Origin of the sequence: Corynebacterium sp. Marseille-P4321, assembly GCF_903645305.1 — a bacterium.
Classification (GTDB): domain Bacteria; phylum Actinomycetota; class Actinomycetes; order Mycobacteriales; family Mycobacteriaceae; genus Corynebacterium.
The window spans coordinates 272,600-294,125 of the sequence record NZ_CAHJXO010000002.1 but is presented as its reverse complement, the minus strand read 5'-3'; the positions used below and the strand labels follow the sequence as shown (position 1 = coordinate 294,125).

General features: G+C 67.2%; 19 protein-coding genes. 13 read left to right on the top strand and 6 right to left on the bottom strand.

The window, feature by feature from the left end; all coding sequences use genetic code 11:
• Nucleotides 1-27 precede the first annotated feature (27 nt).
• From dapE to HWX32_RS06600, 7 genes are read left to right on the top strand one after another with little or no spacing between them, the layout of a single operon-like run.
• Entirely contained in the window at nucleotides 28-1,122 is a 1,095-nt protein-coding gene (gene dapE, locus HWX32_RS06630; RefSeq protein WP_175935256.1) for a succinyl-diaminopimelate desuccinylase, read from the top strand.
• 7 nt (nucleotides 1,123-1,129) lie between these two features.
• Entirely contained in the window at nucleotides 1,130-1,915 is a 786-nt protein-coding gene (locus HWX32_RS06625) for a TIGR00730 family Rossman fold protein (RefSeq protein WP_175935255.1), read from the top strand.
• Nucleotides 1,908-2,741, top strand: a complete 834-nt coding sequence (gene folP, locus HWX32_RS06620) for a dihydropteroate synthase (RefSeq protein ID WP_254868315.1) — start codon at nucleotides 1,908-1,910, stop codon at nucleotides 2,739-2,741. Before HWX32_RS06625 ends, folP begins: the two co-directional genes overlap by 8 nt.
• Nucleotides 2,738-3,487: a glucosyl-3-phosphoglycerate synthase gene (locus HWX32_RS06615; protein ID WP_254868314.1), complete on the top strand. Its 750-nt coding sequence runs from the start codon at nucleotides 2,738-2,740 to the stop codon at nucleotides 3,485-3,487. The genes folP and HWX32_RS06615 overlap by 4 nt, the downstream gene beginning before the upstream one ends.
• A 10-nt stretch (nucleotides 3,488-3,497) precedes the next feature.
• The gene (locus HWX32_RS06610; protein ID WP_175935254.1) at nucleotides 3,498-3,899 is read left to right on the top strand and encodes a cell division protein DivIVA; all 402 of its coding nucleotides are present in this window, start codon (nucleotides 3,498-3,500) and stop codon (nucleotides 3,897-3,899) included.
• A complete protein-coding gene (locus HWX32_RS06605) occupies nucleotides 3,871-4,041 on the top strand; it encodes a DUF3117 domain-containing protein (protein WP_075467227.1) in 171 nt (56 codons plus the stop codon). Before HWX32_RS06610 ends, HWX32_RS06605 begins: the two co-directional genes overlap by 29 nt.
• 33 nt (nucleotides 4,042-4,074) lie before the next feature.
• Nucleotides 4,075-4,935: a methyltransferase domain-containing protein gene (locus HWX32_RS06600; protein WP_175935253.1), complete on the top strand. Its 861-nt coding sequence runs from the start codon at nucleotides 4,075-4,077 to the stop codon at nucleotides 4,933-4,935.
• On the opposite strand, the gene HWX32_RS06595 is transcribed toward HWX32_RS06600, so the two are convergent.
• Together HWX32_RS06595 and glgA are read right to left on the bottom strand one after the other, a co-directional pair.
• On the bottom strand, nucleotides 4,932-6,356 hold the full coding sequence (locus HWX32_RS06595; RefSeq protein WP_175935252.1) for a GH32 C-terminal domain-containing protein: 1,425 nt from the start codon (nucleotides 6,354-6,356) through the stop codon (nucleotides 4,932-4,934). The two genes, HWX32_RS06600 and HWX32_RS06595, sit on opposite strands and share 4 nt — an antisense overlap.
• 12 nt (nucleotides 6,357-6,368) lie before the next feature.
• Nucleotides 6,369-7,523 carry a glycogen synthase gene (gene glgA, locus HWX32_RS06590; RefSeq protein WP_175935251.1) on the bottom strand — a complete coding sequence of 385 codons (1,155 nt, stop codon included), beginning with the start codon at nucleotides 7,521-7,523 and terminating at the stop codon, nucleotides 6,369-6,371.
• A 67-nt stretch (nucleotides 7,524-7,590) separates the two neighbouring features.
• Between glgA and glgC the strand changes: the two genes are divergently transcribed.
• Nucleotides 7,591-8,808: a glucose-1-phosphate adenylyltransferase gene (glgC, locus tag HWX32_RS06585; RefSeq protein ID WP_175935250.1), complete on the top strand. Its 1,218-nt coding sequence runs from the start codon at nucleotides 7,591-7,593 to the stop codon at nucleotides 8,806-8,808.
• Nucleotides 8,809-8,818: 10 nt separating this feature from the next.
• On the opposite strand, the gene HWX32_RS06580 is transcribed toward glgC, so the two are convergent.
• Nucleotides 8,819-9,499, bottom strand: coding sequence for an O-methyltransferase (locus HWX32_RS06580; protein WP_254868313.1), 681 nt, complete (start codon nucleotides 9,497-9,499; stop codon nucleotides 8,819-8,821).
• A 100-nt stretch (nucleotides 9,500-9,599) separates the two neighbouring features.
• Here HWX32_RS06580 and sigE point away from each other — a divergent pair, with 100 nt between their 5' ends.
• The 3 genes from sigE to tatB are packed head-to-tail and all read left to right on the top strand — an operon-like array spanning nucleotide 9,600 to nucleotide 11,058.
• Nucleotides 9,600-10,229 carry an RNA polymerase sigma factor SigE gene (gene sigE, locus HWX32_RS06575; protein WP_175935249.1) on the top strand — a complete coding sequence of 210 codons (630 nt, stop codon included), beginning with the start codon at nucleotides 9,600-9,602 and terminating at the stop codon, nucleotides 10,227-10,229.
• 27 nt (nucleotides 10,230-10,256) lie between these two features.
• A complete protein-coding gene (locus tag HWX32_RS06570; RefSeq protein ID WP_175935248.1) occupies nucleotides 10,257-10,601 on the top strand; it encodes a hypothetical protein in 345 nt (114 codons plus the stop codon).
• Between the two features lie 10 nt (nucleotides 10,602-10,611).
• A complete protein-coding gene (gene tatB / locus HWX32_RS06565) occupies nucleotides 10,612-11,058 on the top strand; it encodes a Sec-independent protein translocase protein TatB (RefSeq protein WP_175935247.1) in 447 nt (148 codons plus the stop codon).
• Here the strand turns inward: tatB and HWX32_RS06560 are convergent.
• Nucleotides 11,051-12,196: an Mrp/NBP35 family ATP-binding protein gene (locus HWX32_RS06560; RefSeq protein ID WP_175935246.1), complete on the bottom strand. Its 1,146-nt coding sequence runs from the start codon at nucleotides 12,194-12,196 to the stop codon at nucleotides 11,051-11,053. The two genes, tatB and HWX32_RS06560, sit on opposite strands and share 8 nt — an antisense overlap.
• Before the next feature lie 141 nt (nucleotides 12,197-12,337).
• Between HWX32_RS06560 and HWX32_RS06555 the strand changes: the two genes are divergently transcribed.
• Nucleotides 12,338-12,868 carry a general stress protein gene (locus HWX32_RS06555; protein ID WP_175935245.1) on the top strand — a complete coding sequence of 177 codons (531 nt, stop codon included), beginning with the start codon at nucleotides 12,338-12,340 and terminating at the stop codon, nucleotides 12,866-12,868.
• 91 nt (nucleotides 12,869-12,959) lie between these two features.
• Nucleotides 12,960-13,685, top strand: coding sequence for a hypothetical protein (locus HWX32_RS06550; RefSeq protein WP_175935244.1), 726 nt, complete (start codon nucleotides 12,960-12,962; stop codon nucleotides 13,683-13,685).
• Nucleotides 13,686-13,797: 112 nt separating this feature from the next.
• On the opposite strand, the gene HWX32_RS06545 is transcribed toward HWX32_RS06550, so the two are convergent.
• Together HWX32_RS06545 and HWX32_RS06540 are read right to left on the bottom strand one after the other, a co-directional pair.
• Nucleotides 13,798-17,544, bottom strand: coding sequence for a multifunctional oxoglutarate decarboxylase/oxoglutarate dehydrogenase thiamine pyrophosphate-binding subunit/dihydrolipoyllysine-residue succinyltransferase subunit (locus tag HWX32_RS06545; RefSeq protein ID WP_175935243.1), 3,747 nt, complete (start codon nucleotides 17,542-17,544; stop codon nucleotides 13,798-13,800).
• Between the two features lie 177 nt (nucleotides 17,545-17,721).
• On the bottom strand, nucleotides 17,722-21,522 hold the full coding sequence (locus HWX32_RS06540) for an ABC transporter ATP-binding protein (RefSeq protein ID WP_368485906.1): 3,801 nt from the start codon (nucleotides 21,520-21,522) through the stop codon (nucleotides 17,722-17,724).
• Between the last annotated feature and the right edge of the window lie 4 nt (nucleotides 21,523-21,526).

Here is a 21,526-nt window from a genome sequence, read left to right as displayed (position 1 = left end):
GGCTAATCCTAAACGTAGAATCGTCGCGTGACTGATTTGGATCTTTTCGCAGACCCCGTCGACCTCACCGCGGCGCTGATAGATATTGAGTCGCCTTCGTTTCATGAAGGTGAGATAGCGGATGCCGTCGAGAAGCAATTGCGCGCCCTGGAGCACGCGACGGTGCAGCGCTTCGGCAACACGGTTGTCGCGCGCACCGATTTTGGGTGTGCGCAGCGGGTGGTGCTCGCGGGCCACATCGATACGGTGCCGTTGGCGGACAACACTCCCCACAGAATCGAGGGGGACACGCTCTATGGTTGCGGCGCCGTGGACATGAAGTCGGGAATGGCCTGCTACCTGCACGCCTTCGCGCGCTTGGCCGAGCCGGGGAAGTCGGCGTACGACCTCACGCTCATTGCGTACGAGGCGGAGGAGGTTTCCAGCGAACATAACGGCCTTTACCACTTGGAGCGTGACCACCCGGAGCTGCTCGCGGGCGACATTGCGCTGCTTGGCGAGCCGTCGGGAGGCATTGTGGAGGCTGGCTGCCAGGGCACGATCCGCGTGTTCGTCGACGCGCACGGTACCCGCGCGCATTCGGCGCGTAGCTGGCTGGGGCAGAACGCGGCGCACATGCTCGCCGGCCCGCTTACCCGCATTGCGGAGTACGAGCCGCGCACGGTGACCATCGACGGGTGCGAGTACCGCGAGGGGCTCAACGTCGTCGGGCTGGACGGTTTCGTGGCCACGAACACGATCCCGGATGCCGCGCGGCTCATCGTGAATTTCCGCTACGCGCCCGATCGCACAGTTGAGGAGGCAAAGGCGCACCTCGAGCAAGTTTTGCAGCTTGACGACGAGCTCACGCTGACTTACGACGACATCGCACCCGGGGCCCTGCCGGGGCTTGGCGACCCTGTGGCGGCGGGGCTCGTTGAGGCTGTGGGCGGCAATTTCCGGGCGAAGTTCGGATGGACGGACGTGGCGCGCTTCTCTAGTCTGGGGGTCCCTGCCGTGAACTTCGGCCCCGGCGACCCGGGTTTCGCCCACAAGCCGGACGAGCAGTGCCCGGTGGAGCAGATCCGCGAGGTGGCTGCGCAGCTCATGCAGTACCTCTCCGCAAAAGAGAAGGAAGCGTAACTTTTCCATGGCCCCGATCATGAACCCCCGGCCCGACCGCGACCGCAAGCTGCGCGGCCCCATTGCGCTGCGCGGCGGGAGCGAGCAGCCCACCACCCACGACCAGCGCCTGCTGGAGTCGCTGGGGCATTCGGGCACGGACTGGAAGCACGAGGACCCGTGGCGGGTGATGCGCATCCAGTCGGAGTTCGTGGCCGGCTTCGACGCGTTGAGCGACCTGCCGAAGGCGGTGACTGTGTTCGGGTCGGCGCGCTTGGGGGAGGGCACCCCGGAGTACGAGCAGGCCTACGAAGTGGGCCGCGCGCTGACCGAGGCTGGCTACGCGGTGATCACCGGCGGCGGCCCGGGGCTGATGGAGGGGCCGAACCGCGGCGCGCACAACGCCGGCGGGATGTCGGTGGGCCTGGGCATCGAGCTGCCGTTTGAGCAGGGCCTGAACGATTGGGTGGACCTGGGGCTGAACTTCCGCTATTTCTTCGCCCGCAAGACCATGTTTTTGAAGTACTCGCAGGCTTTCATTTCGCTGCCGGGCGGTTTCGGCACGATGGACGAGGTCTTCGAGGTGCTGTGCATGGTGCAAACGGGCAAGGTGACCAACTTCCCGATCGTGCTGATGGGCACCGAGTTCTGGTCCGGGCTGGTGGATTGGATCAAAAACCAGCAGCTCGCCCGCGGGCTCATCTCGCCCGGCGACGAGGATCTCTTCTTGGTCACGGACTCCGTGGAGGAGGCTGTGGCGCACATCGTGGAGGCCCACAAGATTATGACGGACCAGCGTTTAAAGGATGAGTGAGCTCGCGCGGGTAATGGCGATTGTCAATCGCACACCCGACTCCTTCTACGACAAGGGCGCCACGTTCGCGGTTGAGGCCGCACTCGCGCGCGCCGACGAGGTGATCGCGCAGGGCGCGAGCATTATCGACGTCGGCGGGGTAAAGGCCGGCCCCGGCGAGGCGGTGGAGGCCACCGAGGAAATTGAGCGTGTGGTTCCGGTGATAGCGGGGGTGAGGCGGAAGCATCCGTCGATAAGCATCAGCGTGGACACGTGGCGCGCGGAAGTGGCGCAGGCCGCGATCGACGCCGGTGCCGACCTGGTCAACGACACGTGGGCAGGCTGGGACCCGGAGCTGGTGGAGGTCGCCGGCGCGAACCGGGTGGGCTATGTGTGCTCGCACACCGGCGGGGTCACGCCAAGGTCACGGCCGCACCGGGTGCACTTTGACGACGTGGTGGCCGACGTGATCCGCGAGACGTGCGCACTGGCGGAGCGGGCGGCGTCCGTGGGCGTGCCGGAGGAGCGGGTGTTCATCGATCCGACGCACGACTTCGGCAAGAACACCTTCCACGGCCTGGAGCTGCTGCGGCGCGTCGACGAACTGGTGGCCACGGGGTGGCCGGTGCTCATGGCGCTGTCGAACAAGGACTTCGTCGGCGAGACCGTCGTCCGCGGCGTCGGTGAGCGCGTGGCGGGGACCCTGGCGGCTACGGCGTGGGCGGCGGCGCGCGGGGTGGCGGCGTTTCGGGTGCACGAGGTGCGCGAGACGGTGGACGTGATCCGAATGACCGCGGCGATCCAGGGGGCGGCGGCGCCACTTGGCACCGTGCGGGGGCTGGCGTGATCTCCGTTATCATTCCGGCGCTGAACGAACAGGCGACTGTCGGCGCGGTGGTGCGCGCCTGCCTCGCCTCGAGCGCGGATGAGGTGATCGTGGTGGATTCCGACTCCGCAGACGCCACCGCGCGTGAGGCCGCGGCAGCCGGGGCGAGGGTGCTGAACTGGCGCGACATCGACCCGCGCGAGCCGTGGCCGGGCAAAGGCGAAGCGCTGTGGCGCGGTGTGAAGGCGGCGCGCGGGGACGTGGTGGTGTTTGTCGACGCGGATGTGACTTCGCTCGAGCCGGGCTGGGTGGACGCCCTCGCCGCGCCGTTCGCCGACGACGCCGTGCACCTGGTCAAGGCGTCCTACACACGCGCCGGGGCGGGCGGCCGGGTCACGGAGCTCACCGCGAAGCCGCTGCTGCGCGCACTGTTTCCCGAGCTCGAGTTCGTGGATCAGCCGCTCGCGGGCGAGTACGCTGTTCGCCGCGCCACTGCTTTGCGCGTGCCGTTCGTCGCCGGTTACGGGGTGGAGGCGGGCTTGCTTATCGACGTCGCCCGCGCCCACGGCACCTCCGCCATCACCCAAGTGCCCCTAGGCGAGCGCCACCACCGCAATCGGCCTTTAGATCAGCTCGCGCCCATGGCCGATGTGGTGGCGCGCACCATCCTCTCGCGCGCGGGTGTGGCGGGTGCGCCGGGCCTAGCGGGTGAGTCGGTCGTGGAGTTCGCGGAGGTCGCGGAGCGGCCCCCGTGGGCGGCGCAGTAGAATGGCCGTCATGCTTTCCTGGATTATCCTCATTCTGGTCCTGGCGCTGTTGAGCATCGTCGGTGTGCGCGTCTTCGCGGGCGTCTTCGGGCGCGGCGAGGCGCTGCCGCCCATGCCACCGACGGAGGAGGTCAAGGAAGCCAATCGCCGCGCCGTCGAGGAGGGCAACTACGGCGACATCCAGCTCGAGGTGGTCCACCGCGGCTACCGCATGGACCAGGTGGACGCGCTGATTGCGCAGCTGACGGGCCAGGAGCCAGATGCTGATGGCGAAACGCGGGTAGAATTGTCGGAAACTACGGAAACCGTGCGACCTGTCGACGCGGACGGTGTCGAAGCAGGTGCCGTAGACACTGTTGTAACGAGCGAAGGAGCGATGACGCATGGCAGCGATGAAACCGCGCACCGGTAGCGGCCCGATGGAGGCTGTGGAGGAATCCCGCAAGATTGTGATGCGGATTCCGTCGGACGGCGGCGGTCGTCTCGTGGTGGAGCTGAGCAAGGAAGAGGCCGCGGAGCTCGGCCGCCTGCTCACCGACGCAGCCGGCGAATAGTCTCGCCAACCGAAAGCCGGGTAGTATCACCATATGCTTCAACACATTGTGGATGTGCTGGCCGACCCGGCCGATCTCACCCCGCTCGCCGGGGCGGATGATTTTTCCCGCCTCGTGTCTGAGTCGGGGCATTCTTATGACGTGGCCCGCCAGGGATACGTCACGCTTGCCGCGGGGGCGGGGCTAAGCCACGAGGGCGACTCGTTGGAGATGGTGCAATCCCGCGAGACCTTCCTGGCTAACGGCTACTTCGCCCCGTTCGTGGAGGCGGTTTCCGACGCGTTGGGGGACGCGGTGGAGCGAAGCGCCGGTGACGCGGACCCGGCGATCCTTGAGGTCGGTGCTGGCACCGGGTATTACCTTGCGCACACGCTCGATTCGATTGAGGGCGCGCGCGGTGTTGGCCTGGATGTGTCGGTGCCGGCCGCGAAGCACCTCGCGAAGGCGCATCCGCGCATCGGCGCCGTGGTGGCGGACGTGTGGGAGCAGTTGCCGCTCCGCACTGGCTCGATTCACGCCATCGCGGTGGTGTTCGCGCCGCGGAATCCGGCGGAGTTCGCGCGCGTGCTTCACGACGATGGCGAGGCCGTCATTCTCGTCGCCGACCAAGGCCACCTTGACGAACTCCGCGAGCCCCTCGGCATCCTGGGTGTCGAGGAAGGCAAGGTGGAACGTCTCTTGGAGCAGTCCAAGGGTCACCTGGTCGCGGTTGGCGAGCCGGAGACAATTGAGTTTCCGATGCAGCTCGAGCGCGAAGCGATCGCGGCGCAGGTGGGAATGAGCCCGTCGGCGCGCCACCTCGACCCGGAGGTGCTGCGCGCCCGCGTGGACGAACTGCCGGAGCAGATGACGGTGACGGCCCGCGCGCAGCTTATCCGCATGCGCAAGGCTTAGCGGCCGGGGTAGCCGCGGCGCCACTCACTTTGGATCTCGGCGCCGTCCGTGGCACGTGCGCGGATGCCGGCGCAGTTGCTCTCGGGCCAGATGCGCGAGGACATCACCACGCTGCCGCCGCCGGCGTAGACCTCGATGGTGGAACCGTCGACGATGACGGTGATGTTGTCCTCATCCGCATCGTGCAGCTCGGCGGTGGCGGGGGAGCCGTCCATGCGGTCGAGGGTGAGGGTGTCGCCGTCGTGCGTGATTACTGCGGCGGCCTCGCCTGTGCCGTCGAGCACCTCGACCGTGACGTTGCTGCCGGAGGGGATGTCGCACAGCGCCGTCCACAGGCGCGCGCGGTCGGTGGTGTCCACCGCGTCCGGCAGGCCCGGCGCGGGCACCTGGTAGAGGCGCCCGCCCTGCAGCGTGACGCGACGCGGCAGGGTCAGGGCGTTGGCCCAGCCCTCGGCCTCCCAGTTCGGCTCTTCGGTGGGGTCGCCGGCGCGGTCCGTGTTCGTCATGAAACCGTAGAGGTAGGCGCGCTCGTAGCGGGTTTCCGCGTCGGATTCGCTGGTGCGATAGTTCGTGTTGCGCGGGCGGGTGAAGTCGTGGCCGTGGTCCAAGATCCTAAACGGGCCCTCGAGGGAGAATACGTTGCCGCGCAGCTCGCCCACGGCGTAGACGGCGGTGTCCTTGCCGTCGCGCTCGAGGGTGATAAACAAAACGTCACGGACGTCGCCGTTGACTTCGTCGCGCAGGCGGATGATGCGTGGCGCAACGAGGGAGGTGTCCAGGTCGTAGCCGGTGTCGCCCTCGAAGGTCAAGGGGCCGAGGAGGCGCCAGTCACGCCCGTCCTCGGAGCTGAGCACCACCGGCACCGGCGCTTCCACCGGGCCGGTGACGGCGAGCATGAGGCAACCGGAATGCCCCTGGCCGCGGTCGTCGACCTCTTCCCAGCCGGGTACGACGCAGGGGGAGCGGAAGTTCGCGGCCGCGTCGGTATCTTCCACTACCGCGCCGAGGCGAGTGGCGGGCAGCTCGGACTGGTTGGGTGCGCCTTCAAACTCTTCGTCGTCGAAGTCGCACAGCTCGTCGATGTTGTCCACGTGGGCGATCTGCACGGTGTTGCCCGCGGCGGTTTCGGAGGAGAAGTACAGGTCGACGCCGTTGCCGTCGTTGGACTCGGTGACCGCGCCGGCGCGGATGTTGGTCTCGCCGCCGACGGGGACGATGACGTCGTTGCAGTCGAGGAAGGAAAACGGGTCGTCCTCGCTCATCTCGTGGCCCCAGCGGCTCGCCTCGCCGGGTGCGGGGCGGTACTGGTAAAACATGTGCCACACGCGGGCCTCGGGTCCGCCGGAGCGGAACACTCCTGCCGGGCCTTCGAGGATGCCGCGTTCGGCGGTGACGTGAAGTTCGGGGCGGTACACAGTCATCAATCTTGCTTCCTAAATCAGCGTCTTGTAAATGTCCACGGTCTGCTCGGCGATGGTGCGCCAAGAGAACTCTTCACGGGCGCGATTCAGGCCCGCCTTGCCCATTGCGGTGGATCGCTCCGAATCCGCGGCGACGGCGTTCACGGCCTCGGCGATGTCTCGCTCGAAGCCTTCGGCGTCGTCGGCGTCGTAGTCAACCAGCACGCCGGTTTCCCCGTCCACCACAACCTCGGGGATGCCGCCCACACGCGAGGCCACCACGGCGGTGCCGCACGCCATCGCCTCCAGGTTCACGATGCCCAACGGCTCGTAGATCGACGGGCAGACAAACACGTCGGAGGCCGCGTAGACCTCCCGGATCTTCTCAGGCGGCAGCATTTCCTCGACCCAGAAGATGCCGTCGCGTTCGGAGCGGAGCTCGTCGACAAGCTGCTGCGTCTCGGCGGCGATCTCTTTTGTGTCGGGCGCGCCGGCGCACAGGATGAGCTGGATGTCCTCGTCGAACTGGCGCACTGCCTTGAGCAGGTGCGGCACGCCTTTCTGGCGCGTGATGCGTCCGACGAACGAGGCGACCGGGCGCGAGGAATCCACCCCGAGCTCGTCGGCGATGGTGCCGGAGCCCGGGTACCACTTCTCCGGGTCGATGCCGTTGAGCACCACGTGGACCTTCTCCGGGTCGATGGCCGGGTAGGCGCGCAAAATCGCGTCCTTCATACCCGAAGACACGGCGATGACGGCGTCGGCGTTTTCCATCGCGTTCTTCTCGCTCCACGACGAAACGTTGTAGCCGCCGCCGAGCTGCTCGCGCTTCCACGGGCGGTCCGGCTCCAGCGAGTGCGCGGTGACCACGTGCGGGATCTCGTGCAGCAAGCCTGACAGGTGCCCGCCGAGGCCCGCGTACCAGGTGTGGGAGTGCACCACGTCCAGTCCCGCGGTGGCTTCCGCCATGCGCAGTCCGGTGGACAAGGTCTTGATCGCCCCGTTGGCGTCTGCCAGCTCCGGGTCGACGCCGTGCACGAACACCCCGGCCTCGTCGCGCGGTTCGCCCATGCAGTGCACGTCCACCTCCGCGATCTCGCGCATGAAGCGGGTGAGCTCGGTGACGTGGACGCCGGCGCCACCGTAGACCTCCGGCGGGTACTCTCTGGTCAGCATTCCGACTTTCATGCCCGCCGAGCTTAACCACGTTCCGGTTTCGCTGCACGGACGCTCAAGTCTCAATATCCTGGGGGCCATGAAATCCACGCCTCGAGTTCTTGCCATTGTTCTCGCGGGCGGCGAGGGGAAGCGCCTTTTCCCGCTCACCGCAGACCGCGCCAAGCCCGCCGTTCCTTTCGGCGGCAACTACCGTCTCATCGACTTTGTGTTGTCCAACCTTGTCAACGCGGGCTACCTGCGTATTGCGGTGCTCACCCAGTACAAGTCGCACTCGCTGGACCGCCACGTGGCCACGGCTTGGAACGTCTCGGGCCCAACGCCGCAGTACATCGCGTCGGTGCCGGCGCAGCAGCGCCGCGGCAAGCGCTGGTACACCGGCTCGGCGGACGCGATCGTGCAGTCGCTGAACCTGATCTACGACGATATGCCGGACTACGTTTTGGTTTTCGGCGCGGACCACGTCTACCGCATGGACCCCTCCCAGATGGTGGAGGACCACATCGCCTCCGGCAAGGCCGCCACGGTGGCCGGTATCCGCGTGCCGCGCTCCGAGGCGACGGCGTTCGGCTGCATCGAGGCTGACGACGACGGCACGATCACCGAGTTCCTGGAGAAGCCGGCCGACCCGCCGGGCACCCCGGATGACCCGGAGATGACGTACGCGTCGATGGGCAACTACTGCTTCTCCACCGAGGCGCTGATCAAGGCCCTGCTGGAGGACGAGCAGAACGAGGACTCGGACCACGACATGGGCGGCGACATCATTCCGTACTTCGTCTCCCAGGGCGAGGCGAATGTGTACGACTTTTCCTCCAACGAGGTGCCGGGCGCCACGGAGCGCGACAAGGGCTACTGGCGCGACGTCGGCACGATCGACTCGTTCTACGAGGCGCACATGGATCTCATTTCCTCGCACCCGGTGTTTAACCTGTACAACAAGGCTTGGCCGATTCACGCGACGGAAGAGGACAACTTGCCGCCGGCGAAGTTCGTGATGGGCGGCATCGCGCAGGAATCCATCATCGCTTCGGGTTCGATTGTCTCGGGCGCGACGGTGCGTAACTCGGTGCTTTCCACGGATGTGCGCGTGGAGGAGGGCGCCACGGTGGAGGGCTCGGTGCTCATGCCGGGGGTGCGCGTGGGCAAGGGCGCGGTGGTGCGCCACGCCATTTTGGACAAGAACGTCTACGTCTCCGACGGCGAGATCATTGGCGTGGATCCGGAGCGCGACCGCGAGCGCTACACCGTCTCCGACAACGGTGTCGTGGTTGTAGGCAAGGGCGAGGTGGTGTAGCGCTGCGGCGCTAGACGGTTTTTGTCAGCAGCGTCAGCCCGCCGTCGAGAGGCAGGCGGGCGACGGCTGCGCCTTGTTCGAGCGATTGCTTATCGACGAAGGCTTCCGCCTCCCGAGCCGCCTCCGTCGCGCGGTCGCGGCGGGTGTGGTCCGCCACGGTTCCGTCGAGAAGCGAACCTGCGATAACTAGCGTGCCGCCGGGGGCGAGCAGCGGCCAGGCCTGCTCGATGAACGTGGTGAGCTCCGTGGGCGCGACGTCGGCGTAGACGAGCTGGTACGCGCCGTTGGCCAGGCGGCCGAGCACATCGAGGGGGCGCGCGGTGAGGAAGCGCACGCGCGAGGACGCGTAGCCGGCGGAACGGAAGAAGTCCTTCGCGCCCGCCTGCAGCGCGGCCTCCGGCTCAATGCAGGTCAGCGTTGCCTTCTCCGGCAGGCCCGCGAGCAGGTGCAAGCCGACGACGCCTGCGGCGGGGGTTACCGCCACGGCACCCTGGGCACCCTTTGCGCCGCTTGCCGCGGCGAGCACCGTCAGCAGGTCGCCCACGGCTGGCGAGGGAGCGGGCACGCCGTTTTCGGCGGCGTCCTCGCGCGCGTTGCGCACCGCCTGGGCCACCTCGGGCGGCAGGTGCTCGGCGGCGTCGCTGCGGTTGGCGATGTAGGCGGTCATTTCGGCATACGCGGTCTCAGTCACACCCGACATCATAGCCACCCGCCGGGCGCCTCACGGGTGCCCAGCAAGTTCCCAGCCGCTTTTCTGGTGCGCCGGAAGTAGGCGTGAGACAATACCAGCCATGACACGCGAGAGCGCTGGCGCGGATGTGCCGACAGATGAGGTAGAGGGCGGGGAGCTCACCGGCACCGCGGCTTTCGACGCTGGCCAGGCCCCCATGCCGTCGTGGGCGGAACTTGTGGCCGAGCACGCCGACAGCGTCTACCGCCTCGCGTACCGCCTGTCCGGCAACCAGCACGACGCAGAGGACCTCACGCAGGAGACGTTCATGCGCGTGTTCAAGAACCTGAAGAAGTACCAGCCCGGCACGTTTGAAGGCTGGCTGCACCGCATTACCACCAACCTGTTCCTGGATATGGTGCGCCGCCGCGCGAAGATCCGGATGGAGGCGCTGCCGGAGGACTACGAGCGCGTGGCGGGCACCGACATGACGCCGGAGCAGGCGTACACCGCGGCGAACCTTGACCCGGTGCTGCAGTCTGCGCTGGACGAGTTGAGCCCTGAGTTCCGCGTGGCCGTGGTGCTGTGTGACGTCGTGGGCATGAGCTACGAGGAGATCGGGGAGACCCTCGGCGTGAAGATGGGCACGGTGCGCTCGCGCATCCACCGCGGCCGCGCCCAGCTGCGCGAGTCGCTCGAAGCTCAGGCGGCAAACGACGCGGCGGCGAAGGAACTCATCCGCGCCCGCTAGGCTTGAACGCCGAAGGGAGGAGATGCGATGTCGGACCGGACGGGCAAGCAGACGTTCCACTCCACGGACCACTTGAGCACTGAGGCGATCGCGGCGTGGGTGGACTGCGAGTTGCCTGAGTCTGCCGTGGTGCGCGCCGCCCAGCACCTGCACGTGTGCGAGGAGTGCCGCGCTGAGGTGGAAGCGCAGCGCGGCGCCTCGGACCGGTTGTGCTGCAACAGCGACGACGTGCACGCCCCCGCGGAGTTGGTGGCGCGGTTGGCCATGCTAAAAGCCGCGGATTTTCCGGGCGACGAGGTAGATGAGCGCACCGGCAGCCGCGTCTTCGACCGCTTGGAGGCGGCGCTTCGCGCCTTCAAGCCGCGGGGGTAAGGTAAGGGCCGTGTTTTCCAACATCGGCTGGGGCGAGATTTTTACCGTCCTTATCGTGGGGCTGATCATCATCGGCCCGGAGCGCCTCCCGGGCGTGGTGGAAGACGTGCGCGCGGCCATTTACGCGGCGCGCAAGGCCATCAACAACGCGAAGGCGGAGCTCAACGGGGAGCTGGGGGAGGATTTCGAGGAGTTCAAAGGCTCGATGGACACCGTCACGCAGTACGCGGCGATGGGGCCGAAGCGGGCAGTGGCAAAAGTGCTTTTCGACGGCGACGAGAGCTACCTGGACAGCTTCGACCCGCGCGAAATGATGCAGGGGAACACCGGCCCGGTGAAGTCGGGCCCGCGCCCCAGCGGTTCGAAGCCGCGCCCGCCCGCGCCGCCGCCCGCTCAGCCGTCGCAACCCAAGCCGAAGGAGGGCGGGGGCGGCTTCTCCTGGGCGGATATCACCTAACCTGCGGGTTGAGGCTCTTTCCGGCGAGGGAGTCGCGGCGCACTTTGAGCTGGCCCGCGATTTTGTTGATCGCCTGCGCTGCCGGGGAATCCGGCTCGGAAATGACGATGGGGGAGCCGGTGTCGCCGTGCTCGCGCAGCTTCGGGTCGAGCGGCACGGAGCCGAGCAGCGGCACCTCTTCGTCCGGGTTGCCGGTGAGCTGGCTTAAGCGCTCGGCCACCTGCTGGCCGCCGCCTTCGCCGAAGACGTTGAGCACGGAGCCGTCGTCAAGCAAAAGCCCCGACATGTTCTCAATCACGCCCGCGATCTTCTGATCGGTCTGCTGCGCGATCGTGCCCGCGCGCTCCGCGACCTCGGCCGCTGCCGCCTGCGGGGTAGTGACGATGATCAGCTCCGCGTTCGGCACCAGCTGCGCGACCGTAATCGCGACATCGCCGGTGCCCGGGGGCAGGTCCATGAACAGCACGTCCAGATCGCCCCAGTACACGTCCGCGAGGAACTGCTGGATCGCGCGGGTGAGCATCGGCCCGCGCCACACCACCGGCGCGTTGCCCTCCACGAACTGGCCGATGGAGATGTGGCGCACGTCGTGGGTGATCGGCGGCATGATCATGTCGTCCACCACCGTCGGCGCCTTGTCCACGGAGCCCATGAGCCCCGGGATGGAGTGGCCGTAAATGTCGGCGTCGACAATGCCCACGCTCAAGCCCTGCGCGGCGAGTGCCGTGGCCAGGTTCACCGTCATCGAGGACTTGCCCACGCCGCCCTTGCCCGAGGCCACCGCGAAGATACGCGTCCGCGTATCCGGGTCCGCGAACGGGATGACGGGGCCGGTCTGCTCGGAACGCAGCTTCTCCGAAAGGGCGCGGCGCTGCTCGTCGCTCATCGTGTGCATCTCCACCTCGACGCGCTCAACGCCTTCGAGCTCTTCGACGACGGCGCGTACGTCGGACTGAATCGTCTCGCGCATCGGGCAACCCGCGATGGTGAGATAGATGCCCACCTTCACGTCCCCGCCGGAGACGGTGACGGATTCGACCATGCCCAGCTCCGTGATCGGCTTGCCAATCTCTGGGTCATCCACGCGCGAGAGCGCCTCGCGCACAACTTCTTCTGATACTTGATGTGCGGTAGCCATGGTGCCCGCAAGTATAAGCCCGCAGCTGCACGCGCCGGAAACCCGGAAACTTGCAGACCAAGAATCACAACTTCTCGCACGCGCCGATACAATTGCGTCGGTAACCCTGAAACAGATATGTAGAAGGATTTGGTTCGTTAGATGACTCGCCCGATGAACACCCCCGCATCGCGCCAGGTGCCCACCGGCTGGCCCGTGGGAAGCTTCAAAACCTACGCGGAGGCGCAACGCGCCGTGGACTCCCTGTCGGACCAGGAGTTCCCCGTGCAGAAGCTGACGATTGTCGGCGTGGACCTCATGCAGGTGGAATCCATTACCGGCCGCCTGACCTGGCCGAAGGTGCTCGGTGCGGGCGCGCTGTCCGGCGTGTGGATGGGTCTGTTCATCGGCCTGATCTTCGCGCTGTTCGCCGTGCCAGGCACTGGCTGGAGCATCTTCTTCTGGGCGCTTTTGATCGGTGCGATCTTCGGCGTGATCTTCGCCGGCATCGGTTACGCGTTCTCCGGCGGCAACCGCGACTTCTCCTCTGCAACTGCCATCGTGGCCGGGCGCTACGATGTGTTGTGTGAGCCGGACGTTGCCCCGCAGGCGCGCGACATGATCGCCGCAGCGGGCGCCACTCCGCCGGTGCAGCAGCAGCCGCGGGAGGAAGGCACCGCCCCGGAGGCGTAGCCGCGCCGCAGCGGGCCAGCCGGATTCGGCTGGCCCGTTTTCTGTACACACCCGATGAACCCCCGCGCCCGGGGAAGAAGGAAGCTTGCCCATGCCACTGAAGCACCGCCTCGCCGCGTTAGCCGCGCTCTCGCTCGCGGCCGGCACCACTGCCTGCTCGGCCGCAGATTCGCTCTCGGCGCAGGAGAAGCCCGCGGTGGCCATCGGCATCGACGCGACCGACACGGAACAGATTATTCTCGCCGAGATTTACAACCGGGTGCTCACGGCGCAGGGCCGCCCGGTGAGCGTGACCGCGCTCGCCGGCTTCGAGGGCAACACCGACGCGCTGGATATGCTCAAGCGCGCCCCCGTGGATTTCACCATCACGTGCAGCGGCGAGCTGCTCGAGGCGCAGAATCCGGAGGCGGCTAAGCGGCTGGCGGGGGAGAGCGAGCAGACACGCGCGGAGGCGGACGCGCCGTATTCGGACAGGGTCTACGCCCAGGCCGTGGCCACGCTGCCGGGCGATGTGCAGTCGGTGGACCCCTCGCCCGCGCAGGGGTGCGGGGCAAAGGGCAAGCTTGACGACGAGCTGGCGCAGAACATCATCCCCCTCTTCAGCAAAGGCATCCTGGACCGCGGCGAGGTGCAGCGCGTGAACTTCATGACCCGCGTGATGGCCACCGACGAAATCGCCGAGATGGTCGAAGAGTACGAAGACGGCACCCCGCTGCGTGACTGCGTGCGTGACTGGCTGCTCGAGTACGCCCAGATCGACGTTTACGCGGGCGACCCGGTGGATCCGGTGGACTTGGACTCGGCAACCTCTAACTAGCCACCGAACAACACCGGGGGGACACCGCATAACAAAGGGGCCGGGGCCGCCAACGCGCGTGATGCGTGCTGGCGGCCCCGGCCCCTTTTTCTAGAGCGCTATGGGCAGCGGGTTAGCCCTCGAGCGGCGCGAACGCCTCTTCAAGCAGCTGCTTCTCTTCCTGCTGGTGCACCTTGGCCACACCGGTGGCGGTGGTGGACTGTGCACGGCGGGACACGCGGACCATCTCCGGCATGTCCGGCACGAAGTTGCGCAGGTGCTCGTTGTAGAACGGCCACGCACCCTGGTTCGCCGGCTCGTCCTGCACCCAACGCACCTGCTTCGCGTTCGGGTAGTTCGCGAACGCGTCGGCGATGCGGTTGAACGGGATCGGGTGCAGCATCTCCACGCGGATGATGGCAACGTCGTCGCGGCCGTCCTCGGCCTGCTTCTTCGCCAGCTCCCAGTAGATCTTGCCGGAGCACAGCAGGATCGTCTCAACCTTGTCGGTATCGCCGACCTTCTTGTTGCCGCGCTCAACGAAGTTCGGGTCGTCGATGACGGACTGGAAGCGGTCCACCTCGGTGAAGTCGGACGGCTGGGACACAGCGGCCTTGTTACGCAGCATCGACTTCGGGGTGAAGACCACCAGCGGGCGCTTCATGTCACCCAGTGCCTGGCGGCGCAGCAGGTGGAAGTGGTTCGCCGGGGTGGACGGCTGGGCGATGGTCATCGAACCTTCGGCGACGAGCTGCAGGTAGCGCTCGATGCGGGCTGAGGAGTGGTCCGGGCCCTGGCCCTCGTAGCCGTGCGGCAGCAGCGAGATCAGGGAGGACAGCTCGCCCCACTTGGTCTCGGAGGACGCCAGGTACTCGTCGATGATCGTCTGGGCACCGTTGGCGAAGTCGCCGAACTGCGCCTCCCAGCTCACCACTGCGTCCGGGTTGCCCAGGGTGTAGCCGTACTCAAAGCCCATGCCTGCGTACTCGGTCAGGGCGGAGTTCCACACCTGGAAACGGCCGCCGTTGCCGGCCTCCTGCGCGTTGTAGTCCAGCGGGTTGAACGGCTCGGCCGAATCCGGGTCGTAGAGCACCGCGTGGCGCTGGGTGAAGGTACCGCGCTGGGAATCCTCACCGGCGAGGCGGACAAACTTGCCCTGCTCGGCCAGCGAACCGAAGGCGAGCAGCTCGCCCCAGCCCCAGTCGATGTCGCCGTCGGTAAGCGAGCCCCCGCGCTTCTTCAACACGCTCTTCAGGCGCTTGTTCGGCGTGAAGTCCTCCGGCAGGTTTGCGTACGCATCCGCGAGGCGGGCGAACTGCTCCTCCGAGATGGAGGTGTCCAGGCCGCGGGTGAGCTCCTGCGCCTCGGTGATGCCGGTCTGCTCGGAGGGCTGGCCCGCCTCGCTCTTCACGTCGGAGAAGACGGAATCCAGCTGGTCGTGGAAGTCCTGCGCAGCGCGCTGTGCATCATCTTCGGTGATGTCGCCGCGGCCGATGAGGTCCTGGGTGTAGCGGGTGCGCACCGACGGGTGGGACTCGATGCGGTCGTACATCAGCGGCTGGGTCACCGTCGGGTCGTCGGCCTCGTTGTGGCCGCGCAGGCGGTAGCAGATGAGGTCGATGAAGACGTCCTTGCCGAACTCGCGGCGGTACTCCGCGGCAAGCTGGGCAACCCAAGCGGCGGCCTCCGGGTCGTCGCCGTTGACGTGGAACACCGGGCAGTCGAAGCCCTTGGCCAGGTCGGTGGCGTAGAAGGAGGAACGGCCTGAATCCGGGGTGGTGGTGAAGCCGATCTGGTTGTTCACCACGATGTGGATGGTGCCGCCGACGGTGTAGGCTGGCAGCTTCGACAGGTTCAGGGTCTCCTGGACCACGCCCAGGCCGGTGAAGGAGGCGTCGCCGTGGAGCATCAGCGGCATGACCGGGTGGTCCTCGCGGCCGGACTCCATCTTGATCAGGTCTTCCTTCGCACGGGCCATACCCACCAGCACCGGGTCGACCGTCTCCAGGTGGGACGGGTTCGCGGCCAGGGAAACCTTGACCTCGCCGTCGCCGAACATCTGGATGTGCTCGCCCTCGAAGCCGAGGTGGTACTTCACGTCGCCGGAGCCGCCCTGCTGAGCGGACTGCATGTTGCCCTCAAACTCGGAGAAGATGGTGGCAACCGGCTTGCCGACGATGTTGAACAGCACGTTCAGGCGGCCGCGGTGCGGCATACCGATGACAACCTCTTCCAGCCCCTGGCCGGCGGCGGTGTCGATGATGGCGTCCATCAGCGGGATGAGCGTCTCCGCGCCCTCGAGCGAGAAGCGCTTCTGGCCCAGGTACTTCGTCTGCAGGAAGTTCTCGAACGCCTCAGCGGCGTTGAGCTTCTGCAGGATGTACTTCTGCTCCGCACCCGTCGGCTTCGGCATGCCAGCCTCGACGCGGTCGCGCAGCCACTCGCGCTCGTCGCGGTCCATGATGTGGGCGAACTCGGAGCCGACGTGCAGGGTGTAGGCGGCGCGCAGGCGGGTCATTACCTCGCGCAGCGTCATGGTCTCCTTGCCGCCGAAACCACCGACGTGGAAGGTGCGGTCCAAGTCCCACAGAGTCAGGCCGTGGGTTTCCATGAGCAGGTCGCGCGAATCCGGCTTCGGCAGGCCCGGCTGGTGCCAGCGCAGCGGGTTCGTGTCCGCCAGCAGGTGGCCGCGGGAACGGTACGCCTCAATGAGCTGGGCGACGCGGGTGTCCTTGTTGATGCCGGTGTTCGGCAGGTCCTGTGCCCAACGCAGCGGTGCGAACGGGATGGAGAGGGATTCGAAGATCTGGTCCCAAAACTTATCGTCGATAAGCAACTGCGAGATGTCGCGGAGGAACTCGCCCGACTCCGCGCCCTGAATCACGCGGTGGTCGTAGGTGGAGGTCAAAGTGACCAGCTTGCCCACGCCGAGCTCGGCGAGACGGTCCTCGGAGGCGCCCGCGAACTCCGCCGGGTAGTCCATCGCGCCGACACCGACGATGGTGCCCTGGCCCTTGGTCAGGCGCGGGATGGAGTGGCGGGTGCCGATGCCGCCCGGGTTGGTCAGCTGGATGGTTACGCCAGAGAAGTCGTCCATGGTCAGCTTGCCGTCGCGGGCGCGGACCACGATGTCCTCGTACGCGTCGACGAACTCGGAGAAGGACAGCTTCTCGCACTCCTTGATCGCGGCGACGACCAGGTTGCGCGAACCGTTCTTGCCCGGCAGGTCGATAGCCAGACCCAGGTTGATGTTTTCCGGCTGGACCGCGAACTGCTTCTTCTCCTCCTCCCGGTAGTACTTGTTCATGTCCGGGTGGAGCTTGGTGGCCTGCACGATGGCGTAGCCGATGATGTGGGTAAACGACACCTTGCCGCCGCGGGTGCGCTTCAGGTGGTCGTTGATCAGCGCGCGGTTTTCAAACATGAGCTTGACCGGCATGTCGCGCACGGTGGTTGCAGTGGGCACCTCGAGCGACTCGTTCATGTTCTTCGCAATCGCCTTGAACGCGCCCTTGAGCTGGGTCTCGCCCGCCTCAACCTCGACGGCTGCGATGTTGTCCAGCGGGGAAGTCTTCGCCTTCGGCGCGGTCTTCTTCGCCGGCTTGTTGGCAACCTTCGCCGCTGCCTCGTCCACCTTGGTTTCGCGGCCGTCCTGGGACGGGGCGCCGGTGGTGCGCGCAACCTTCGGGTCGGTCTTGGGGGTGGACGCGCCTTCGTCGGAAGGAGTGACGGTCGGCGTGCCCTTCGCGGTCTTCGGAGCACCCTTCTGGTCGAACAGCTCGCGCCATTCTGCATCCACGGAGTTGGGGTCCTCCTTGTACTGCTGGAACATCTCGTCAACCAGCCAGCTGTTCTGGCCGAAAGTGTTTTCGCTGCTCACGGCAGGTTCTCGCCTTCCTTTAGGTTTGTTGTCGCGGAACGTGTCTTTGACTGTAATAGTCGTCCACGCCACCCCCGCCGTTTGGGTGTAGCAGAGGTGCGTGGCAGCCAGCACCTATGATACGTCCTCCCACCCCAAGTAACACTGCCTGGTCCCGAGTTTGCTAAAGGTGATTTCTTAACGGTGGGCGGCCCACATGCGCGCGTAGCGCCCGTCGCTGGCGAGGAGGGTGTCGTGCGGTCCGTCTTCGACCACCTCGCCGCCGTCAATGACAAGGATGCGGTCGGCGCGCGCCGCGGTGGCGAGCCGGTGCGCGACCACCACGCAGGTGCGGCCTTCGGCGGCGCGGTCGGAGGCGTCGAGCACTGCTCGTTCGGTGGCGGGGTCGAGGGTGGCGGTGGCTTCGTCGAGAAGCAAAGCCCCCGGCTTGAGCATCTCCGCGCGTGCCAGCGCGATGATTTGGCGCTGCCCGGAGCTTAGACCCCGTCCGCGCTCGCCGACGCGCGCGTTGAAGCCGCCGGGGATGGTGGCAATGACGCCGAGCGCGCCGATGCGCTCGACTGCCTCCTGCACCTGCGCGTTGGTGGCGCCGGGCACGCCGTAGGCGATGTTGTCGGCCACCGTGCCGGGGAAAAGGTAGGACTCCTGCGGCACCTGCGCGACGGCGCGGCGCCACTGCGCAAGCGGGAAGTCGGCGATGTTGGTGCCGGAGGCGCGCACGGCGCCTGAGGTGGGGTCGTAGAAGCGGGCAAGCAGCTTGACGACGGTCGACTTACCCGCCCCCGTCGGCCCCACCAGCGCCACTGTGGTGCCGGGTTCGATGCGCACGTCCATGCCCTCAACCACCGGGTCGGCGCCCTCGCTGTACGCGAAGCTGACGCCCTCGAGCGTGAGCGGGCCGCGCACCGCCTCCTGCGCGCCGGGGTCCGTGCCCGTGTCCGGCACCGTGGTGGTCTCCGCGAGGAGCTCGCGGATGCGGTCGAAGCTCACCGTGGCCTGCTGCCAGGAATCGAAGATCTGGCCGAGCTGCTGGATCGGGCCATAGAGCTGGGAGAGGTACATGGTGAACGCCACGAGCACGCCGACAGATAGGGTGCCCTCTGCCACGCGGGCCGCGCCCACGCCGACAATGGCCGCCGTCATGGCCTGGGAGATGAACTGCATGCCGGGGAAGTAGGCGGCCACGAGCGCGGCGGAGCGCAGGCGCAGACGGCGGTAGAGGTCGCTCATTTCGCTAAAGCGCGCCTCCGCGCGGGCCTCCGCCTGGTGCATCTGGGTGACGCGGATGCCGCCGATCAGCTCGGCGAACTCGCCGTTGACCTCCGAGATCTGCGCGCGCGCCGCGGAGTAGAAGCGTTTGGAGTAGCGGCGGAAGAGCCAGGTCGCGGCCACGATCACGGGCACCGCAGCGAGCGCGACGAGGGTGAGCTGGCCGTCGGTGGCCACCAGCATCACGGTCACGCCGGTGAGCGTTGCCACAGAAACAATCGCCTGCGCAAGCCCCGTTTGCAGGAAGCTGGACAGCGTGTCGATGTCCGTGGTCATGCGCGTCATGATCTTGCCGGACAGCCGCGACTCGAAGTAGCTCAGACCGAGCTGCTGCACGTGCGCGTAGGAGCGCAGCCGCAGGCCGTAGAGCAGCCGTTCGCCGGAGCGGGCGGACAGCACCGTCATCGCTGCCGAGGACGCCCAGGCCACAATCACCACTGCGAGCGCCGCCACACCGGTGCGTGCGAGCGCCCCGGTGTCGGCGGGCGCGATGCCGCGGTCGATCGCGGCGCGCACGAGGGTGGGGAAGGCCAGGTCCGCCACCACGCCCACGACCAGCAGCGCGACGGTTGCCGCGATGAGCCAGCGCACCGCGCGGAACAGGTGCGAGACACGGAACTCGCTAGACGGGGTGCGCAGCCGGTGCAGCGTTTCTTCCGCCAGCCCGGGCTCCTCGCGCGCCTCAGGCAGTCGCTCCACGCGCGCGAGCAGCTCCGGGGTGGCATTCACAGCGCCGGAGGCGCGCCCAGAGGTGCTCACCAGCACGCGTTCCTGCTCAGGTTCGGCGTTCTCCGGCCACAGCGCATCGGGGGCTGGCTTATCGACGAGTTCCCGCCCCACCTCCGCACTCATAATCGCCCGGTAATCCTCGGTTCGCGTGATTTTCTCCCGTGGGCCTTGGCTCACCACGCGCCCGTCGCGCACCACGGCGACAGTGTCCGCGTGATCCGCGGTGGACTGGCGGTGCGCCACGGTAAGCACTGCCACGTCGGAGCCCAAATGGTTGCGCAGGTTGGCCAGGATCTCTGCTTCGGTGACGGCGTCGATGGCGCTGGTGGCGTCGTCAAGCACAAGCACCTCTGGCGCGCTCATGAGCGCACGCGCGAGGGCGATGCGCTGGCGCTGGCCGCCGGATAAAGTCAGTCCGCGCTCGCCGACCTGGGTGTCGAACCCCTCGGGCAGGCGCTCGATGAACTCGTCCGCGCAGGCGAGCCGGGCCGCCTCGTGCACGCGGGCTTTGAGATTGCGGGTGTCTTTCGCGCCGAGGGCGATGTTGTCGAAGACGCTGGAGGAGAACAAAAACGCGTCGTCGAACACGCAAGTGACCTTCTGGCGGAGGGAGGTTTGTTCTGGGGTGCTTGATGGCCGTGAGGCCGCTGGTGAAGGCGCTGGTGAAGGCGCTGGTGACGCCGCTGGTGACGCCGCTGGTGGAGCCGCTGACGCCGCTGGTGACGCCGCCCGTGAAGCAGCCACTGAAGGATTCTGCATCGGCGCGTTAAATCCTTCATTTTCCCAGGACGATTCCGGGCCCTGTGCGGAATCCTTCAGTGGCGGCGCGTCTGGGGCTGCCGGGCAGAGGCTCACGGCGCCGGCGTCGGGCTGGTAGAACCCGCCGGCGAGCTGCACCGCCATGGTTTTGCCCGCGCCGGGCGGGCCGACGATGGCCACAGTCTCGCCCGGGTGCACGGTGAGGTCGAAGCCGTTAAGTACGTCGTCGAAGTGCACGTCGGAAAAGCGCAGCCCCACCGGGCCTGGCGGCGCGGGCTCAGTAGGGGAGTCCTCGGGTGCGAGTTTGAGCACGTCGTCGAGACGGTCGAAGGAGCTCATGCCCATCTGCAGGCGCACGTACTGGTTGGTCAGCATGGCCATTGTGGACGTCATGGAGGTGAGATACGCGGTAAACGCCACGAACTCGCCGATGGTGATCGTCCCGCGCACCGCCAACACACCGCCGGCGACGATGGTGACCACTAGCGCCACCTTCGGCAGCTGAGTAAGCACCGGCTGGAAGCGCGCCGTGAGCTTCGCCGCGCGCATCTTGACGGCATAGAGGTGACGGCCCAGGGAATCGAGCGTGTCTATCTCGCGCGCTTCCTGCCCGAACGCTTTCACCACGCGCACGCCGGAGACGGTCTGCTCCACGTGCTCCGCCAGCTCCGCCGTGGCGTGCTGGTTCACCCAGGTTGCCGCGTAAAGGGTCTTGCGCGAGCGGTTCGCCTCCCACAAAATCAGCGGCAACAGGGCGAGGGAGAGGACGGTGAGCGACGCGTTCATCCGCAGCATCACGAAAAGCGTCGCGGCGAGGGTGACCACGCGCGTGAAGAACATTGGGGTGTTGCCCAGCACCATGTGGTACTGGTTCAAATCTGAAATCGAGCGCGAGACGATCTGCCCGGTGACAATTCGGTCCTGGCCCGGCCCGTCGAGGCGGTGCAGCGTGCGCAGGATCTCCGTGCGCAGCCAGTGCTGGGAGCGCGACGCGAGGTGGCCCGAACTCAAGCGCCGCAGAAACGACAGCGCGTAGCCCACGGCAGCCACGGCCACCATGGTCCAAGCCACCCGGGTTACGGAGCCTTGCGCGTTGCCGGTGGCATTGTCGATGGCCCGGCCCGTCAGAGCCGGCTGCGCCACCTGCGCGAGCGCGGCGATCGCCGCCGCGAGAAACGCCGCAACCGCCGCGCCGCGGTTCGCCGCGAAGGAGCGGCGCAGCAGG